This is a genomic window from Streptosporangium sp. NPDC049046 (assembly GCF_040649155.1).
Taxonomy (GTDB): domain Bacteria; phylum Actinomycetota; class Actinomycetes; order Streptosporangiales; family Streptosporangiaceae; genus Streptosporangium.
This window is the reverse complement of record NZ_JBEZEZ010000004.1, coordinates 66,936-82,289: the sequence shown is the minus strand read 5'-3', so window position 1 is coordinate 82,289 and position 15,354 is coordinate 66,936. Positions and strand designations below refer to the sequence as shown.

General features: G+C 70.8%; 13 protein-coding genes. 9 read left to right on the top strand and 4 right to left on the bottom strand.

Annotated features, from left to right (window positions below; genetic code table 11):
• The first annotated feature begins 14 nt into the window (after positions 1 to 14).
• From AB0B96_RS06845 to AB0B96_RS06830, 4 genes are all read left to right on the top strand, one after another.
• Positions 15 to 1,574, top strand: coding sequence for a condensation domain-containing protein (locus tag AB0B96_RS06845; protein WP_362896955.1), 1,560 nt, complete (start codon positions 15 to 17; stop codon positions 1,572 to 1,574).
• A 296-nt stretch (positions 1,575 to 1,870) separates the two neighbouring features.
• Positions 1,871 to 3,091: a right-handed parallel beta-helix repeat-containing protein gene (locus tag AB0B96_RS06840; protein ID WP_362896954.1), complete on the top strand. Its 1,221-nt coding sequence runs from the start codon at positions 1,871 to 1,873 to the stop codon at positions 3,089 to 3,091.
• Between the two features lie 94 nt (positions 3,092 to 3,185).
• Positions 3,186 to 3,824 carry an amino acid-binding protein gene (locus AB0B96_RS06835; protein ID WP_362896953.1) on the top strand — a complete coding sequence of 213 codons (639 nt, stop codon included), beginning with the start codon at positions 3,186 to 3,188 and terminating at the stop codon, positions 3,822 to 3,824.
• 228 nt (positions 3,825 to 4,052) lie between these two features.
• On the top strand, positions 4,053 to 4,778 hold the full coding sequence (locus AB0B96_RS06830; protein ID WP_362896952.1) for a hypothetical protein: 726 nt from the start codon (positions 4,053 to 4,055) through the stop codon (positions 4,776 to 4,778).
• Between the two features lie 66 nt (positions 4,779 to 4,844).
• Here the strand turns inward: AB0B96_RS06830 and AB0B96_RS06825 are convergent, their stop codons facing one another.
• Positions 4,845 to 6,134 (bottom strand): ATP-binding cassette domain-containing protein, encoded by a 1,290-nt coding sequence (locus AB0B96_RS06825; protein WP_350949274.1) that lies wholly within the window; start codon positions 6,132 to 6,134, stop codon positions 4,845 to 4,847.
• 294 nt (positions 6,135 to 6,428) lie between these two features.
• Here AB0B96_RS06825 and AB0B96_RS06820 point away from each other — a divergent pair, with 294 nt between their 5' ends.
• Both AB0B96_RS06820 and AB0B96_RS06815 read left to right on the top strand, forming a co-directional pair.
• Entirely contained in the window at positions 6,429 to 7,499 is a 1,071-nt protein-coding gene (locus AB0B96_RS06820; RefSeq protein ID WP_362896951.1) for a LacI family DNA-binding transcriptional regulator, read from the top strand.
• A 14-nt stretch (positions 7,500 to 7,513) separates the two neighbouring features.
• On the top strand, positions 7,514 to 8,524 hold the full coding sequence (locus AB0B96_RS06815; protein ID WP_362896950.1) for a carbohydrate kinase family protein: 1,011 nt from the start codon (positions 7,514 to 7,516) through the stop codon (positions 8,522 to 8,524).
• Between the two features lie 106 nt (positions 8,525 to 8,630).
• Here the strand turns inward: AB0B96_RS06815 and AB0B96_RS06810 are convergent, their stop codons facing one another.
• On the bottom strand, positions 8,631 to 12,119 hold the full coding sequence (locus AB0B96_RS06810; protein WP_362896949.1) for an indolepyruvate ferredoxin oxidoreductase family protein: 3,489 nt from the start codon (positions 12,117 to 12,119) through the stop codon (positions 8,631 to 8,633).
• 112 nt (positions 12,120 to 12,231) lie between these two features.
• Here AB0B96_RS06810 and AB0B96_RS06805 point away from each other — a divergent pair, with 112 nt between their 5' ends.
• The 3 genes from AB0B96_RS06805 (at position 12,232) to AB0B96_RS06795 (ending at position 14,011) form a co-directional block, all read left to right on the top strand.
• A complete protein-coding gene (locus AB0B96_RS06805; protein ID WP_362896948.1) occupies positions 12,232 to 12,684 on the top strand; it encodes an Lrp/AsnC family transcriptional regulator in 453 nt (150 codons plus the stop codon).
• An 83-nt stretch (positions 12,685 to 12,767) separates the two neighbouring features.
• Positions 12,768 to 13,298: a hemerythrin domain-containing protein gene (locus tag AB0B96_RS06800; protein WP_362896947.1), complete on the top strand. Its 531-nt coding sequence runs from the start codon at positions 12,768 to 12,770 to the stop codon at positions 13,296 to 13,298.
• A gap of 11 nt (positions 13,299 to 13,309) precedes the next feature.
• Positions 13,310 to 14,011 (top strand): NAD-dependent deacylase, encoded by a 702-nt coding sequence (locus AB0B96_RS06795; protein ID WP_362896946.1) that lies wholly within the window; start codon positions 13,310 to 13,312, stop codon positions 14,009 to 14,011.
• Between the two features lie 40 nt (positions 14,012 to 14,051).
• Here the strand turns inward: AB0B96_RS06795 and AB0B96_RS06790 are convergent, their stop codons facing one another.
• Together AB0B96_RS06790 and AB0B96_RS06785 are read right to left on the bottom strand one after the other, a co-directional pair.
• Positions 14,052 to 14,378, bottom strand: coding sequence for a cupin (locus AB0B96_RS06790; protein ID WP_362896945.1), 327 nt, complete (start codon positions 14,376 to 14,378; stop codon positions 14,052 to 14,054).
• A gap of 67 nt (positions 14,379 to 14,445) precedes the next feature.
• Positions 14,446 to 15,102, bottom strand: a complete 657-nt coding sequence (locus AB0B96_RS06785) for an AAA family ATPase (protein ID WP_362896944.1) — start codon at positions 15,100 to 15,102, stop codon at positions 14,446 to 14,448.
• Positions 15,103 to 15,354: the final 252 nt, after the last annotated feature.

Here is a 15,354-nt window from a genome sequence, read left to right as displayed (position 1 = left end):
CTGCTGGAGGAAGAATGACCGCGCAGAGCACAGAGACGGAGCTGGGCGCCCTGTGGCGTCAGGTGCTCCGTGTTTCCGAGGTGGCCCCGGGCGACAACTTCTTCGAGCTGGGCGGCGACTCCTTCAGGGCCGCCCAGCTGGCCTCCTTGATCGGTGACCGTTTGGGGGTGCTTGTCACCCCGGCCCTCGCCTTCGACCGGCCTGAACTGGGAGGACAGGCCCGCTGGATCGACGACGCCCGCGCCTCGGCCACCCCGGCCGCGGCCGCTCCGAAGACGGGCGAAGGAACGGTGCTCAGCACCCAGCAGGAGGAGTTCCTGCACTGGATGTTCGAGGGCGATCCGGTCCGCGACATAGGATCCTGCGCCACCGCGATCCGTATCCGTGACGCCCTCGACGTGCCGCTCCTCACCCGGGCACTGGAGGCGGTGATCGCCCGGCACGAGCCGCTGCGCACCGTCGTCACCGCGTCGGGGCAGGTCCTGGTCGCGGACGAGCTGCCTCCCGAGGTAGCCGAGGTCGCGGCCTCCGGTGACACGCCGTCGGAGCGCGAGCGCGACGCAGAGCGGATCGTCTGGCAGGAGCGCATGCGTCTGGACAGCGTGCTGCGCGGCCCGCTCGTCCGGGCGCTGGTGGTGCGGGTCAGCGAGGACGACCACGTGCTGGTTCTCGCCGTGCACCACTTCGCCTTCGACGGGTTCTCGCTGGGCGTCATGCTCAGGGAACTGGGTGTCGTCTACTCGGCGTTGCGAACCGGCCATCCCAGCCCGCTGCGCCCGCTGCCCATGACCTACGCCGACCACTGCGTCTTCGCCCGGGAGCAATGGCCGCGCAACCGGGCCTACTGGGACCGGGTCCTGGACGGCGCCCCCCGCGACCTCACGCCGTTCCCCGGTCGCCGGGACACCGCCCTGTTCTCCCGGCGCAGGCACGCCTTCGAGATCGACGCGGGGCTGGCCCGCGGTCTGCGGGAGACCGCCCAGGCGCGGGGCGCGACCACGTTCATGGCGGTGGCGGCATGCTGGACCTGGCTGCTTCGTCAGTGGACGGGGATGACGGATCTGGTGGTGATGTCACCCGTGCCGGGCCGTACCGCGCCCGAACATGAGGCGCTGATCGGCTGCCTGGTGCAGTCGCTCGTCCTGCGCTTCGACGCCTCGGGAGAGCCCGCCTACTCCGAGCTGCTCGACCGGGTCAGGGAGGTGTCGGTGGGGGCGGTGACGCACCAGTTCCACTCCTACCTGGAGACCAGGCTGAGGGTGCCGTTCCCCTCGAGGATCCACTACGAGAGCTTCGGCGCCCCGCACTTCCCCGGCCTGATGTCGGAGGCGTTCCCCTTCCCCCGCGAACAGGAGGGGCTCGACTGGGCGGCGAACCCGGGCGAACTCGACCTCAGCGCTCCCGAGCTGATCGTCGAGGAGCAGCGGGATGGCTCCTTGTTCGCCGCCGTGGTCTACAACCACTACGGGTACGATCCCGGGACAGCCGCCGAACTCGCCGGGGCCTTCCAGCGCTATGTCCGCATCGCGGTCGAGCACCCCGACGAGCCCCTCCCCGCGCTGGGGGCGGCCTAGCGGCGCTCGCGTGCTGCGCGGGCAGCAGCCGCCGGTAGGCGGGCCGGTGGCTCCGCCCCGACCGTGACGGACGCTCCTCCCGGCGGCTGGGCCGCCGGGAGCCACACCGTCGCCGACCTGTCAGGAGCCCGCAGTTGAAGCGAAAGTAACGGCTGGCTGTGGGTCCGTCCTTGGGATCGCTGACCAAACCCCGGGTGTGCGAAGATCTGCGCCTGACACACCCCGTGGTGACGGTGATGGAGCGTACCAGGATGAGATCGACGAGACGATGGGCCACTCCGGTGGCAGGGGCTTTCTTGGCGGGAGGCATACTCGTCGCACTACCCGAGGCCACCGTGGCGGCGGCGGGTACCGTTTACTACGTCGATTCCAGGGCGGGAGACGACGCCGCGGCAGGCACCTCGGCCGCGACGGCCTGGCGCAGCCTGGACAACGTGAACGCCGCCACCCTGGGCGCCGGTGACACCGTGCGTCTCAAGCGCGGCGGCAGTTGGCCGGGAGTGCTCACGCTGTCCGGCAGGGGCACCGCCGCCGCCCCCATCGTGGTCGAGCCCTACGGCAGGGGCACGGCTCCGAGGATCAGCGGCAGGGACGAGGACTGCGTGGTGATCACGGGTTCCTACGTGCGGGTCGTCGGGGTGAGGGCCGTCAACTGCCGGTGGGCCGGTTTCGAGGTCAGCGGCAACCGCAACGAGCTCGACCGCGTGATCGCCGAACGCAACATCACCGGCGTCCACCTCATGGGCAGGTACAACGTCGTCAAGAACAGCCTGCTGAGCGAGAACAACCGCATGAGCGTCAACACCGAGGGCGGCGACGACGACTCCGGCGCGTTCGGGGTGCTGCTCAACGGCGACGACAACCTCGTCACGGAAAACGTGATCACCGGTAGCTACGCCGCCAGCAAGGACTACGGCACCGACGGAGCCGCCGTCGAGGTGTTCAACGGCGACCGCAACCGGGTCACCCACAACATCGCCAGGAACAACGAGACCTTCGTCGAGCTCGGCGCGCAGAAGGGCAAAACCGCCGCGGACAATGTCTTCGCCCACAATGTGGTCACCTCCTCGCGCAGGGCCGCCTTCCTCGTCACCCGAGGCGCCCGCCACGTGGTCGGGCCGGTGAAGGGCACCGTCGCGGTGCACAACTCGGTCTACCTGCCCGCACGTAAAACCCTCGGCTGGATCTGTCACGACGGCTGCTCCCCGGGAATCCTGAAGCTGCGCAACAACATCATCGTGGTCGGCGGCGAGGTGGGCTTCGAGGACGGCAAGGGGGCCGACGAGGACGCGGGCGTCTACAAGGGCCGCTCCCGCAAGTTCAAGCTCGGCCCCCGGTCGATCATGGCCGATCCGCGTTTCAGGAGCCGGACGGACCTGCGCCTGCGCCCCGGTTCCCCGGCGCTCGGCCGCGGTGTCAAGCTCGGCCCCGACTGGTACGGGGGCACGGGGCTCGCCCGTGACCTCTCCGGCGCCGCGCTGTCCGCGTCTCCCGCCGCCGGGGCCTATCAGTCCTGACTTATACCCATTTCAGGTCTTATTTTGGACATCTCCCTGGAACCTCCGTGAAACCTGGCTAGGACAGTCTGGTGCGCAGAGTGAGGTGATCGGCATGATGTTGCGGCTACGCGTTTCCTTCCCCGACAGGCCAGGCGCCCTGGGGCAGGCGGCCCGGGTGCTCGGCACGCTGGGCGCGGACATTCTCCAGGTGACGGTGCTGGAACGTGAACTCGGCCGGGCGATGGACGACTTCACCGTCTCCTGGCCCGGCACCGTGGACGCGGAGACGGTGCGGGACCGCCTCTCCGGCGTCCCCGGGATGCGCGTCGAGGGCGTCTGGCCCACCCGGGAGATTCCCGGCGCCGCCCCCGACTACGACCTGCTGAAGCATGTCGCCGCCGATCCGGGCAGAGCCTTCGCCACCCTCGTGGACGCCGTGCCCGACCTGGTGAGCGCCGATTGGGCGGTGATCGTGTCGCCGGAGAGCGGAGAGCTCCTGCACCGCAGCTGGCAGGCACCCGAGGCGTTCGACGAGGGGAGCGGTCTCGTCGGTGTCAAGGTGACCGATCTCGCCACGCTGAGGCCCGCCGTCCTCGGCTCGGGGCGGCACCAGCTGATGAGCCTGCCGGTGCCTGGGACGAGCCGGCACCTGATCCTGGCCAGGGCCGACGGCCCGCCCTTCCACCGCGCGGAGCTGGACCGTGCCATGCGTGTCCTGGAGATCGTCTCCATCATGGGACGTACTCCTTGAGTGCCAGCGTTTCCGATATGTCGGTTATGGGGTAGGAAGACGAGGAGTGGCCTGATGCCACTCCCGTGACCGGGCATTCCCGCCCGTCGTGCCCCGTCCCGCCCGTCGCGGGCCGGCTCCCCGGCGAGGCGATGGTCGCCGCCCACACCCGCATCAGCTCTCCCCCCGACAGACGCCGCAGGTCGTATCGGTACCGGGCCCTCGCGGGTCCGGGAGGAGGGCAGCCTGATGCCTAAGCGCCATCACGTCGTGACGACGAGCCTGCTCGGGCTCTGTCTGGGGGTGAGTACGGCCTGCGGGAGCGGGGGACCGGTCGCCGTGGACGCCGCCCCCGCGCGGGGCCTGGAGACGGTGCGAAGCCCCGGTCCCGGGCAGGGCGCGACCCCCGGTGCCACCGCCACGCGAAGCCCCGCATCCGTGCCCGAAGGATTCAAGCTGATCGGAGGGCCCGCCAACGGCGTCGTCGTCGCGGTCCCCAAGGACTGGGTCGCGCTCGACCTGGCCAAGGACGACCTCGACAAAGGACTGAGGAACAGCGGCCTGTCGGGGCCCATGCTGGAGCAGGCCAAGGAGAGCCTGCAGACCCTGGTCGACAACAAGGGCCTCTGGGCCTCGGGCGGCGCCTCGGCCGGGCCCTCCGCGAACGGATTTCCCACCAACCTCAACGCCTTCTGCCAGGCCGGCCGGCAGATCTCGACGGAGCAGCTGATCAAGGAGACCAGAACCCAGCTCGAACAGCTCGGCGCCAAGGTCGTCGAGGCGAGGAGGGTGCCGATCGGCTCCAAGGAGGCGGCACGGCTCGTCTACTCGTTCGAGACCAACGGCGTCCACATCCGGGGCACCCAGTACTACGTGCCCGCCGAGGACAAGACCTGCATCGTCACGCTCAGCACCGACACCGAGGGCGAGCAGGCGCTGTTCGACCGGATCGGCGAGACGATCAGGACGGTCTGACCGGCGCCCCCGCCCGTACGACCGCCGCCACGACGGTGCCGGGGTGGTGCCGGGGTGGGTGTCGTCTCAGCGCTGCGGCGGGTCGATGCGGGCGCCGTCCATGGTGAAGAGCATCAGGCGGGTGACGTCGACCCCCACCCTGGCGGGCTCTCCCGCCCGCCAGACCGGCCGGGAGCCCAGACGGACGATGAGGTCGGCCCGGCGGTGGCCGCCGGAGCGCTCCTGCTCCTGCTCCGGCTGGGGCTCGTCCTCGTCGAACATGGCACTGGGCATCAGCCTCCGCAACACCGAACGGACCCGCCCGCCGACGAGGGGGACGCCCATGCCGTTCATCTTCTGCCGGGGGTCGGGAGGCTCGGGGACGGTCACGGAGGTGAGCCCGCTCTCGACGTAGGCGAGCCACTCGTGGCCGTGGTACTCCAGGGCGCGGACGCGGCCGAGGAAGGTCGGTCCCTCGAAGCTGTCGGGGACCGGGGCCAGGCAGTCGGGACGCAGGCCGACGATGATCTGGCGGCCCACGTGCTGTGAGATGACGTACGCCCTGGGATCGGTCCAGGGGATCATGATCTGGTGCGGGCCGAAGTCCAGCAGGATGAACTGGTTCTGCGGGGTGCGGACGGTGGCCGCGAGCAGGTTGATCTGCTGGGAGCTGAGGAAGGCCGCGGTGAAGGCGGTCGCCGGGTCGTTGTAGACCTGTGCGGGGGTGCCGACGTCCTGCAGGACGCCGCGGTTCATGATGGCGATCCGGTCGGCCAGGGTGAGGGCCTCGACCTGGTCGTGCGTCACGTAGATCGTGGTCACTCCGAGGGAGCGGACCAGCGACGAGATCTCCATCCGGAGCTCGGTGCGCATGCCCGTGTCCAGGTTGGAGAGCGGCTCGTCCATCAGGAAGAGGGAGGGCTGACGGACGATCGCGCGGCCCATCGCCACCCGCTGGCGCTGGCCGCCGGAGAGCGTTCCAGGACGCCGCTCCAGGGTCTCGTCGATGTGCAACGCCTTGGACAGCTCCGTCACCCGCTCCTTCACCAGCGAGGGGTCGGCCTTGGCTATCTCCAGGGGGAAGGAGAGGTTGCCGCGTACCGTCCGGTGCGGGTAGAGCGCACCGTTCTGGAACACCATCGCCACGTCGCGGTCGCGGGGAGCCAGATCGTTGGCGAGCGTGCCGCCCAGCCACAGGTCTCCCTCGGTGACCTCCTCCAGGCCCGCGATCATCCGGAGCAGGGTGGATTTACCGCAGCCCGAAGGGCCAAGCAGCACGAGAAACTCCCCGTTCTCGGCCCGCAGGCTCATGCGGTCGATCGCGAGGTATCCGCCCGGGTATACCTTGCTCACGTTGTCGAGAACGACGGTACTCATGCGCGCTCGTTCCTCCCGGGCGCCCCCGCCCGGATCCCAGCTGTGTGATTGATGAGGTAGTACATCGCGACACTTACCCGCGTGTCCATAGATGTCGTTAGAAATCGCTCATCTGTTAGTTACTTCTCCGCTCCCCGACGTGACGACCAGCAGTGACAGGGAGCCCTGACCAGACCGCCAGACGAGGGTTGAAATGTTACAGTTTGCGAAAAGTTGCAGAAACGAATTTCATGGAGGGTGCCGGACGCCGATCGGTTCGCGCCCGGTTCAGCCGCATGGTGGGGTGACTTCCTGATGGACGATGAGCTCCCTCAGAACTCGCGATCCCGCTCCGACGGGACGACGATACGGCTGGCCGACATCGCCGCGCAGGCCGGGGTGAGCGAGGCCACGGTCAGCCGGGTGCTCAACGGCAAACCCAGTGTCTCGCAGTCGACCAGGCAGGCGGTGCTGACGGCTCTGGACCTGATGGGGTACGAGCGCCCCCAGCGGCTGCGTCAGCGCAGCAACGGGCTGATCGGCCTGGTCACCCCCGAGCTGGACAACCCGATCTTCCCCGCCTTCGCCCAGGCCATCGAGAAGGCGCTCACCCAGCACGGCTACACCCCGGTGCTGTGCACCCAGCTGCCCGGAGGAGCCCCCGAGGACGAGTTCACCGAACTCCTGATGGACCGCGGGGTGAGCGGCATCGTCTTCGTCTCCGGGCTGCACGCCGACACCACGGCGAAGATGGACCGTTACAGCCGCCTGATCGAACGCGGACTGCCGATCGTCCTGCTCGACGGCTACAGCGAGCGCGTCGAGGCCCCGTTCATCTCTCCGGACGACCGGGCCGCGGCCCGGCTGGCCGTGCAGCATCTGGCCGACCTCGGGCATGAGCGCATCGGTCTCGCCGTGGGTCCGCGCAGGTTCGTGCCGGTGATCAGGAAGATCGAGGGGTATCGGCAGGCGATGTCGCAGTTGCTGGGGGTGACGGAGGTCGACGAGTGGATCTCGCATTCGTTGTTCTCGGTGGAGGGTGGTCAGGCGGCGGCGGCGCAGTTGCTGGCGCGGGGGTGTACGGGGATCGTGTGCGCGTCGGATCTGATGGCGTTGGGGGCGATCCGGGCGTGCCGGGATCGGGGGTTGTCGGTGCCGGGGGAGGTGTCGGTGGTGGGGTTCGACGACTCGCCGTTGATCGCGTTCACCGATCCGCCGCTCACCACCGTGCGCAAGCCCATCGGCGCGATGGCCTCGGCGGCGGTGGCGACCCTCCTGGAGGAGATCAACGGCGTCCGCGCCAAACACGTCGAGCTGATGTTCCAGCCCGAACTCGTCGTCCGCCGCTCCACCGGCTCGGGCCCCCTGGTCAAGGGAACACGGTGAACACGGTGAACACGGTGAACGCTGTCCACGACGTCGTCGTCATCGGCGGTACCGGCGTCGACACCACCGCCTACGTGCCCTCGCTCCCCCTGCCGTACGCCGACACCTACCCGGTCCCCCCGGTGATCGACCGGATCGGCAACACCGGCAGCGGTGTCGCCCTCGGCTGTCACGCGCTCGGGCTGAGGGTGAAGCTGGTCGACCTGATCGGCGACGACCCGCAGGGCAGGTTCATCCGGGCCCACTTCGAGGAGAAGGGGGTGGACACCGGCTGGGCGCTCGCCCCGCAGGGGACCCGGCGCAGCGTCCTGCTCGTCGGCCCGGACGGGCGGCGCACCTCGCTGTTCGACCCGCGCGCCGCGGCGGGCGAGCGACTGCCCAGGGAGCTCTACCTGGACGCGGTCCGCGCGGCCCGGCACGTCCACGTGTCGATCACCGACTTCTCCCGGCACGTCTACCCCGACCTGTGCGACGGGTCCGGCCCGCGTACCGCTCCCGAGCCGGTCCGCGGCACCGGGACGGGAGCCGGACCGGCGGCGGGGATCGCCCTGGGCGCCGGGTCGGTCTCCACCGACCTGCACGACTGGGACGGAGAGAACGACCACCACAGGGACTTCGCCTACTCCTCCGACCTGGTCTTCCTGTCGGCCACCGCACTCGGCCCGCGCCGCGACGAGGTCATGCGCGACATCCTGGCGCGCGGCAGGGCGAGGGCCGTGGTCTGCACGGAGGGCGCCGAGGGCTGCCACGTCCTGGACGCGGACGGACCGCGCGCCTTCCCCGCCGCACCCCTGCCGGGCCCGGTGGCCGACAGCAACGGCGCCGGGGACGCGTTCGTCTCGGGGGTCCTGTACGGGCTGCTCTCCGGCCGCTCCCTCGACGACTCCATCCCCCTCGGCGCCGTCGCCGGAGCCCACGCCTGCACGTCGGAGGGCACCCACGAGAACCCCATCACCGAGCCGGACCTCCTCGGCCGCGCGGGAGCGCTCGGTGACGGAGCTCAGGTGTCGCGACAAGTTCGCTGACCTCCTCGGCCGGACAGGGAAGCCGGTCCCCGTGAGGCCGCGCGAGCGGCCCGGCGGGGAGTCGCCCCCCGCCGGCGGCACGGGAGTCGTCCCCACGCCCTGACGTTCAGCCCTCGCGCAGGTCGTCGAGGAGCGCGGTCACGCGCTCACGGTAGGCGGCCACGTTGCGCAGCTTCACGTGCTCGTACCCCCTCACCATGGCGGGCAGCTCCGCGAGCTCGCGGACCCGCTCCTCGGTCGCCGGGCGCAGGTGGTCCAGCGCCCGGTGCACGTCGCGGGTGTACTCGGCGACGAGCTCCCGCTCCGTCGCGCGAACCCCGCCCAGGCCGAACGGGTCCAGCCGGGTGCCGCGCAGCACGCGCATGCCGTACAGCAGGCGGAAGGCCGGGTCGAACCAGGGGCCGAGGCGGAGCTTGCGCCTCATGCCCAGGGCGCGCAGGAACGGCGGGTGCAGGTTGTAGGAGACCTTCGCGCCCTCTCCGAACTCGGCGGCGATCCGCGCCCGCTCGGCCGGGTCCAGGTGCAGGCGCGCCACCTCGTACTCGTCCTTGTACGCCATCAGCCGGTGCAGCTGCCTGGCGTAGGCCTCGGTGACGGCGGTGCCGTCCGGAAAGACCTCGCGCTCCCTGGCGAGGACCGCGCGGACGGCGTCGACGTACCCGGCGGCGTAGCGCGCGTTCTGGTACGCGACGAGGTCGGGGACCCGGACGGTGAGGATCCGGTGCAGCTCGCCGCCGGGTTCGGCGACCGCGTCGACCAGCTGTGCCGCCGACCTGTCGGGGAGCGGCGCGGCGGGGACGGCGGGGCGGGTCACCGCCGCCACGGCCTCGGGGGCGGCGACCACCGCGCGGCCCCAGTGGAAGGCGGCGACGGTCCGCTCGGCGGCCCTGCCTCCGCCCGCGCGGATGGCCCGCTCGACCGACTCCAGGCCGAGCGGGATGAGCCCGCGCTGCCAGGCGGCCCCGACGATGATCGTGTTGGCCGGCATGTGGTCGCCGAACAGTGCCTGGGCCAGCTCCTCGGCGTCGAGGTAGACGTTCAGCTCGCGCCGGGTCCGCGACTCCAGCGCGGCGATCGGCGAGCCGGGGTCGGTCAGGTGGGTGGACGGGTCGAGCACCATCGAACCGGTCGGCACCAGGCTGGTGGAGACCACCGCCACGGTACGGTCACGATCGGCGGCGGCCAGGTGGGCGGGGTCGGTGGCGCCGATCAGGTCCAGCGCCAGGTAGGCGTCCACGCTGGCCGCCCCGCCCCGCGCCGAGCGCTCACCGTCACCGTCGAAGATGAGGATGTCGGAGACGACCGTGCCGCCCTTCTGGGCGAGGCCGGTCTGGTCGAGTCCTCGCGAGCGCCTGCCGTCGAGCATCGCGGCGGTGCCGAGGATCTGCGCGACCGACACCACGCCGGTGCCGCCGATGCCGACCAGCCTGATCGAGGCGTCCCCGGTGCGCGCCTCGGGGAGGGGCATGTCCGGCGGCGCGGGCACTGATGCGCGCCCGCGGGAGGCGGCCTTCCTCGTGGCGGGCAGCACGGTCAGGAAGGACGGGCAGTCGCCCTCCACGCACGAGTAGTCCTTGTTGCAGGACGACTGGTGGATCTCGGTCTTGCGGCCGAACTCGGTCTCCACCGGCAGCACGGACAGGCACTCGGACTTCTGCCCGCAGTCGCCGCAGCCCTCGCAGACGCGCTGGTTGATCGCGACCCGCCTGACGGGGTCGGGCAGGTCGCCCTTCTTGCGCAGCCGCCGTTTCTCGGCCGCGCACTGCTGGTCGTGGACGAGGACGGTCACCCCGGGGATCGCGGCCAGCTCGCGCTGGGCGTCCTCCAGTGCCGTCCTGTCGCGGACCTCGGCGATGCCCGCGAGCCTGACCCCCCGGTAGCGTTCCGGCTCGTCGGTGGTGACGACGATCCTGCGCACCCCCTCGGCCTCCAGCCAGCGGGTCAGGTCGGGCACCGACAGGGCCGGGGTGATCGTCTGGCCGCCGGTCATCGCGACCGCGCTGTTGTAGAGCAGCTTGTAGGTGATGTTCACGCCCGCTCCGACCGCGGCCCGCACCGCGAGCGAGCCGCTGTGGTGGAAGGTGCCGTCGCCGAGGTTCTGGAAGATGTGCGGGGTGTCGGTGAACGGTGCCTGGCCGATCCACTGCGCCCCCTCGCCGCCCATCTGGGTCAGGCCGGTGAGCGTGCCCTTGCCCTCGCGGTTGAGCACCACCATCGTGTGGCAGCCGATCCCGGCGCCGACGGGCGCGTCGTCGGGGACGGCGGTGGAGCGGTTGTGCGGGCAGCCCGAGCAGAAGAAGGGGGTGCGCTTGGGCGCGAGCAGTGTGAGCGGTGCCGGGCGCGAGATGACGGAGAGCCCCTTCGCCACCCGTTCGCCGAGGTCGGTCAGCCCCCTGCGGCGCAGCCGGAAGGCGACGGCCTTGGCGGCCAGGTCGGCGTCGACCGCGCCGTGCGGGGGAATGAGCCGCGCGCCGTTCTCGTCGAGCTTGCCCAGCACGCGCGGGGCGTCGGCGGTCCCGTACAGGATGTCCTTGATCGAGGTCTCCAGCAGCGGGGCCTTCTCCTCCACGACGAGGATCTCCGACAGTCCTCGGGCGAAGGTCCGGACGATCTCGGGGTCCAGCGGCCAGAGCATGCCGATCTTCAGGAGGCGGACACCGGCCTCCTCCGGTGTGACGCCGAGCTTGCGGAAGCCCTCGCGGACGTCGTGGTAGGCGGTTCCGGAGGCGACGATGCCCAGCCAGGCGTCGCGGGGATCGGCGGTGACGCGGTTGAGCCCGTTCTCGCGGGCGTAGGCGCGGGCCAGGTCGAGGCGGGGGCCGACGAGCGTGCGCTCCATCTCCAGCGACCACGGGGTGAGCAGGGTGGCGTCGGGCACGTGCCGGTACGGCCTGCCCTCGTACTCGACGACGGGCGTGACCGGGACGACCCGGTCACGCCCGACGTCCACGGTGCCGGTGGCGTCCACGACGTTGGAGACGGCCTTCACCGCGACCCACAGGCCGCTGGCCCGGGACGCCGCGATCGCGTGGCGTCCCAGGTCGAGCAGCTCCTGGACGCTGCCGGGATGGACGATCGGCATGCCCAGCGTGGCGAGTGTGCCCTCGGTCGCCGAGGGGAGGGTGGAGGACTTGCAGGTGGGGTCGTCGCCGCAGAGCGCGATCAGGCCGCCCTCGGGGTGGGCGCCGACGAAGTTGCCGTGCCGGAACGCGTCGGCCGCGCGGTCGACACCGGGCGCCTTGCCGTACCAGACGCCCAGCACGCCGGAGGTGCGCGGACGGGGAAGCGCGGGCACGAGCTGGCTGCCCCAGACGGCGGTGGCGCCGAGTTCCTCGTTCTGCCCCGGGCGGTGCACGACGCCGAGCGGCTCGGCGTGCCGGTGGGAGCGGGCCAGCTCCTGGTCGAAGCCACCGAGCGGGGAGCCGGGGTAGCCGGACACCATCGCGCCGGTACGCAGGCCCGCGGCCCTGTCGGCGCGCATCTGGTCGAGGATGACCCGCACCAGGGCCTGGGTGCCGGTCATGAAGACCTGGCTCTCGTCGAGCAGGTAGCGGTCGTCGGGGGAGATCTCACGGGCGTCTGCGAAGATCGTCATGGTTTGTCGTCCCGTCGTCGGCGCTCCTGCAGTGCCGCAAGGTTATGCCAGGTAGAACAAAATTCGATGTCAAACTTTCCGGGGGGAGGACCTCCCGTTAGCATCCGATGTCATGGATGTGACGGATCGCGCAATTCTCGGTCTCCTGCAGGTGGAGGGGCGGCTGAGCAACCTGGAGCTGGCCGAACGGGTGCGGCTCACCCCCTCGCCGTGCCTGCGCCGGGTCCGCAACCTGGAGGAGACCGGAGTGATCACCGGCTACCGTGCCGTGATCGACCCGGTGGCCGTGGGGCGGGGCTTCCAGGTCGTCGCCTACGTCGAGCTGGAGGGCCAGGACGCCGAGACGGTCACCGCCTTCGAGGCCGCCGTGATGGAGATCGACGACGTGGTGGAGTGCCTGCGCATGTTCGGCCGCCCCGACTACGTGCTGCGGGTGGCGGTGCCCGACATGGACGCCTACAGCCAGCTGTGCCTGGAGAAGCTCGGCCGCCTGCCCGGTCTCGACAAGCTCACTTCCCAGATCGCCATGAAAGCCCTCAAGCCCGGCGGCATCCTGCCCCTTTGAGCTTCCGGCCGCCGTCAGGACCACCCGGAATGCGCCATCCTCCCCAGGGCTTCCCGGGGAAGTACCCGTAGAAAAGGAGGAGTGTGAACGCACGTTCAGGGGCGGGCGACCGTCTCACCGCCATGGGCACCCAGTTGCTCGAAGTGCACATCTGGCTTCGCGAGATGCTGGAGGACCTCCAGGACAGCGTCGACGACTACTTCGACGGCAAAGGGCTCCCGCCACGGGACCTGCGTGCCCACTGTCTTTCCTTCTGCACCGCGTTGACGCGCCACCACACCGGTGAGGACAGGGGCGCGTTCCCGATGATCGCCGAGGAGTTCCCCGAGCTGCGCAAGGTGCTCTCCGAGCTGCGCGCGGACCACAACCAGCTGGACTGGCTGCTGGGGAATCTGCGGAAACTCCTCGAAGCCCTCCCGGAGAAACCGGACCCGGTCACGGCCGCCAAGGTCCGCGAGGAGGTGGGGGCGCTGTCGGCGATCATGCAGACGCACTTCATCTATGAGGAGAAGAAGCTCATCTCGGTGTTCAACTCGATGGACGTGCCCGAGTGGCGCGAGAACCGGCCCGACTTCCTGCTGATCGACGACGAGGACGAGCCTGCGGCTGGCTAGGATCACTCGTCATGAGGGTGACGGTGCTGACGGGTGCGGGGATCTCGACCGAGTCGGGGATCCCCGACTACCGCGGGCCGAACGGCATGTGGCGCAGGGACCCTGACCACGAGAAACTCGTCACCTACGACTACTACATGGCCGATCCCGAGATCCGGCGGCGCTCGTGGCTGATGCGCCGCGACAACCCCGCGTGGGAGGCCGAGCCGAACGCGGCTCATCGTGCCCTGGCCGCCCTGCCGGACGCGTGGATCGTCACGCAGAACGTCGACGGCCTGCACCAGCGGGCCGGGTCGCCGCCCGAACGGGTGCTGGAACTGCACGGCAACATGTTCGGCGCACTGTGCACCGCCTGCGGCGCTCGCTCCACCACACGCGAGGCGATCGACCGGATCGACGCGGGCGAGAGCGACCCCGCCTGTCACGAGTGCGGGGGCGTCGTCAAGACGGCCACCGTGATGTTCGGCCAGTCCCTCGACCCGGTCGTCCTCACCCGCGCGGTCGAGGCGGCCGAGGAGTGCGAGGTGTTCCTCGCCGTCGGCTCCTCGCTGCGGGTGCAGCCCGCGGCCTCACTGGTGGAGGTGGCGGTGCGCGCGGGTGCCCGGCTGGTCGTCGTCAACGCCGAGCCGACCCCGTACGACCACCTGGCCGACGAGGTGATCCACGACCCCATCGGCGCCGCCGTCCCGCGCCTGTGCTCGTCCCTCACCTGAGAGAGCTGTGCCCACCCGAGGAGGGCGGGCGTGAACCTCCTCAGTCGCCGATGTTGACGACGCTGGTGAGGATGACCACCGACTCCTCGTCGGCCTCCAGCGAGTGCCGCCGCTGCGGGATCGGGGCCGTGTGGCCCTCGCCGAGCTCGACGGTCCGCTCGTCGTCGACGAGCCGTACCCGCCCCATCAGGACGTGCAGGCTACCGGCCGGCGCGGCCTCGTGGTCACCGAGGGCCGTCCCGGCGGTCAGCGCGATGACCGCCTGGCGCAGGGTGCCCTCGTTGAGGTAGGTGTGGGCGCTGCGGCCGTGCGCGCTCGCCCTGGCGAGGCTGAGATGCTCCTGGGCGAGAGCCAGTACGTCGGTCATCGGTTTCCTTCCGGTCGCTGTGTACCTGCCCTGGCCGGACGAGGCGCAGAGCCAGGCGAAGGTAAAGTCATCCGTCCCGCCGGGCGGAGGGCCGCCCGTCGAAGCGGATGGTCCGAAGCAGGTCCGCGGCGGGACGGTCGAGGATCGTGACGCTCGCCGCGGGGGGGAGCGAGCCGCCGCGAGCACGCTCGACGAGCACCCGCCAGCGGCGGCAGTGCCGGGCGAAGGTCGCGCTCGTGACGACCCGGCCGCGCGAGAGCTGCCCCTCGCGGGCGAGCCTCGGCTCCACGTCGAGCAGGATCAGGTGGACCTCGTTACCGGCCCTGCGGGCCAGCCAGGCGAACCCGTACAGGATGTGCGGCCATGTGCCGCGGGTGTGCGCGACGACGGCGTGCCCCTTCCACATGGCGCGGGCGATCCGCACCGCGTGGGTGGTGTGCACGAGCGGGACGCGGGCTCTTTGCGGGATCGGTCCCAGGTAGGGGGCCCACCAGTTGCGGGACTGGCGTGAGTCGATGACGAAGGCGTCACCGGCGCGCACCGGCTCCCTCTCGTCGCCGCGCAGCCCGTACAGACGGTCGAGCAGGGTGCTCTTGCCCGCGCCGGGGATCCCCGCGAGGAGCACCAGCGATCCGGCCGGATAGCGCAGATCCCCGGCGGAGGGCCCGCTGGCCGGTGTGGTGGCCATCACGTGCACCTCGCTGGTGTGGGGGGCTTCACTCATGCCGTGTCCCGCGTTCCGGGGGAGACACCGGTGGGACGGCGCCCGGAGGGGGAGGGGGTGTCAGGGGGCATGCTCGCTCCTCGAATGCGCTCGGCCATTCGAGGTCTCCTTCACCCGCGGCTCGCGGGCGACCGTCCGGGGACGCCACAGGGCGTCCGTACTGACCGGGTCGGTCTTTGGGAAGTACTCCCCTCGTTCGTTCAAGGTTAAAGGAAAGCGGGCGATCTCGCGTTCATGGAGGGTGACTCTTCC

What these genes read in the sequence shown, in the direction of transcription:
- AB0B96_RS06845 (WP_362896955.1), top strand. Translation starts at nt 15, where the DNA reads ATGACCGCGCAGAGCACAGAGACGGAGCTGGGCGCCCTGTGGCGTCAG.
- AB0B96_RS06835 (WP_362896953.1), top strand. Translation starts at nt 3,186, where the DNA reads ATGATGTTGCGGCTACGCGTTTCCTTCCCCGACAGGCCAGGCGCCCTG.
- AB0B96_RS06830 (WP_362896952.1), top strand. Translation starts at nt 4,053, where the DNA reads ATGCCTAAGCGCCATCACGTCGTGACGACGAGCCTGCTCGGGCTCTGT.
- AB0B96_RS06825 (WP_350949274.1), bottom strand. Translation starts at nt 6,134, where the DNA reads ATGAGTACCGTCGTTCTCGACAACGTGAGCAAGGTATACCCGGGCGGA.
- AB0B96_RS06820 (WP_362896951.1), top strand. Translation starts at nt 6,429, where the DNA reads ATGGACGATGAGCTCCCTCAGAACTCGCGATCCCGCTCCGACGGGACG.
- AB0B96_RS06810 (WP_362896949.1), bottom strand. Translation starts at nt 12,119, where the DNA reads ATGACGATCTTCGCAGACGCCCGTGAGATCTCCCCCGACGACCGCTAC.
- AB0B96_RS06805 (WP_362896948.1), top strand. Translation starts at nt 12,232, where the DNA reads ATGGATGTGACGGATCGCGCAATTCTCGGTCTCCTGCAGGTGGAGGGG.
- AB0B96_RS06795 (WP_362896946.1), top strand. Translation starts at nt 13,310, where the DNA reads ATGAGGGTGACGGTGCTGACGGGTGCGGGGATCTCGACCGAGTCGGGG.
- AB0B96_RS06790 (WP_362896945.1), bottom strand. Translation starts at nt 14,378, where the DNA reads ATGACCGACGTACTGGCTCTCGCCCAGGAGCATCTCAGCCTCGCCAGG.
- AB0B96_RS06785 (WP_362896944.1), bottom strand. Translation starts at nt 15,102, where the DNA reads ATGAGTGAAGCCCCCCACACCAGCGAGGTGCACGTGATGGCCACCACA.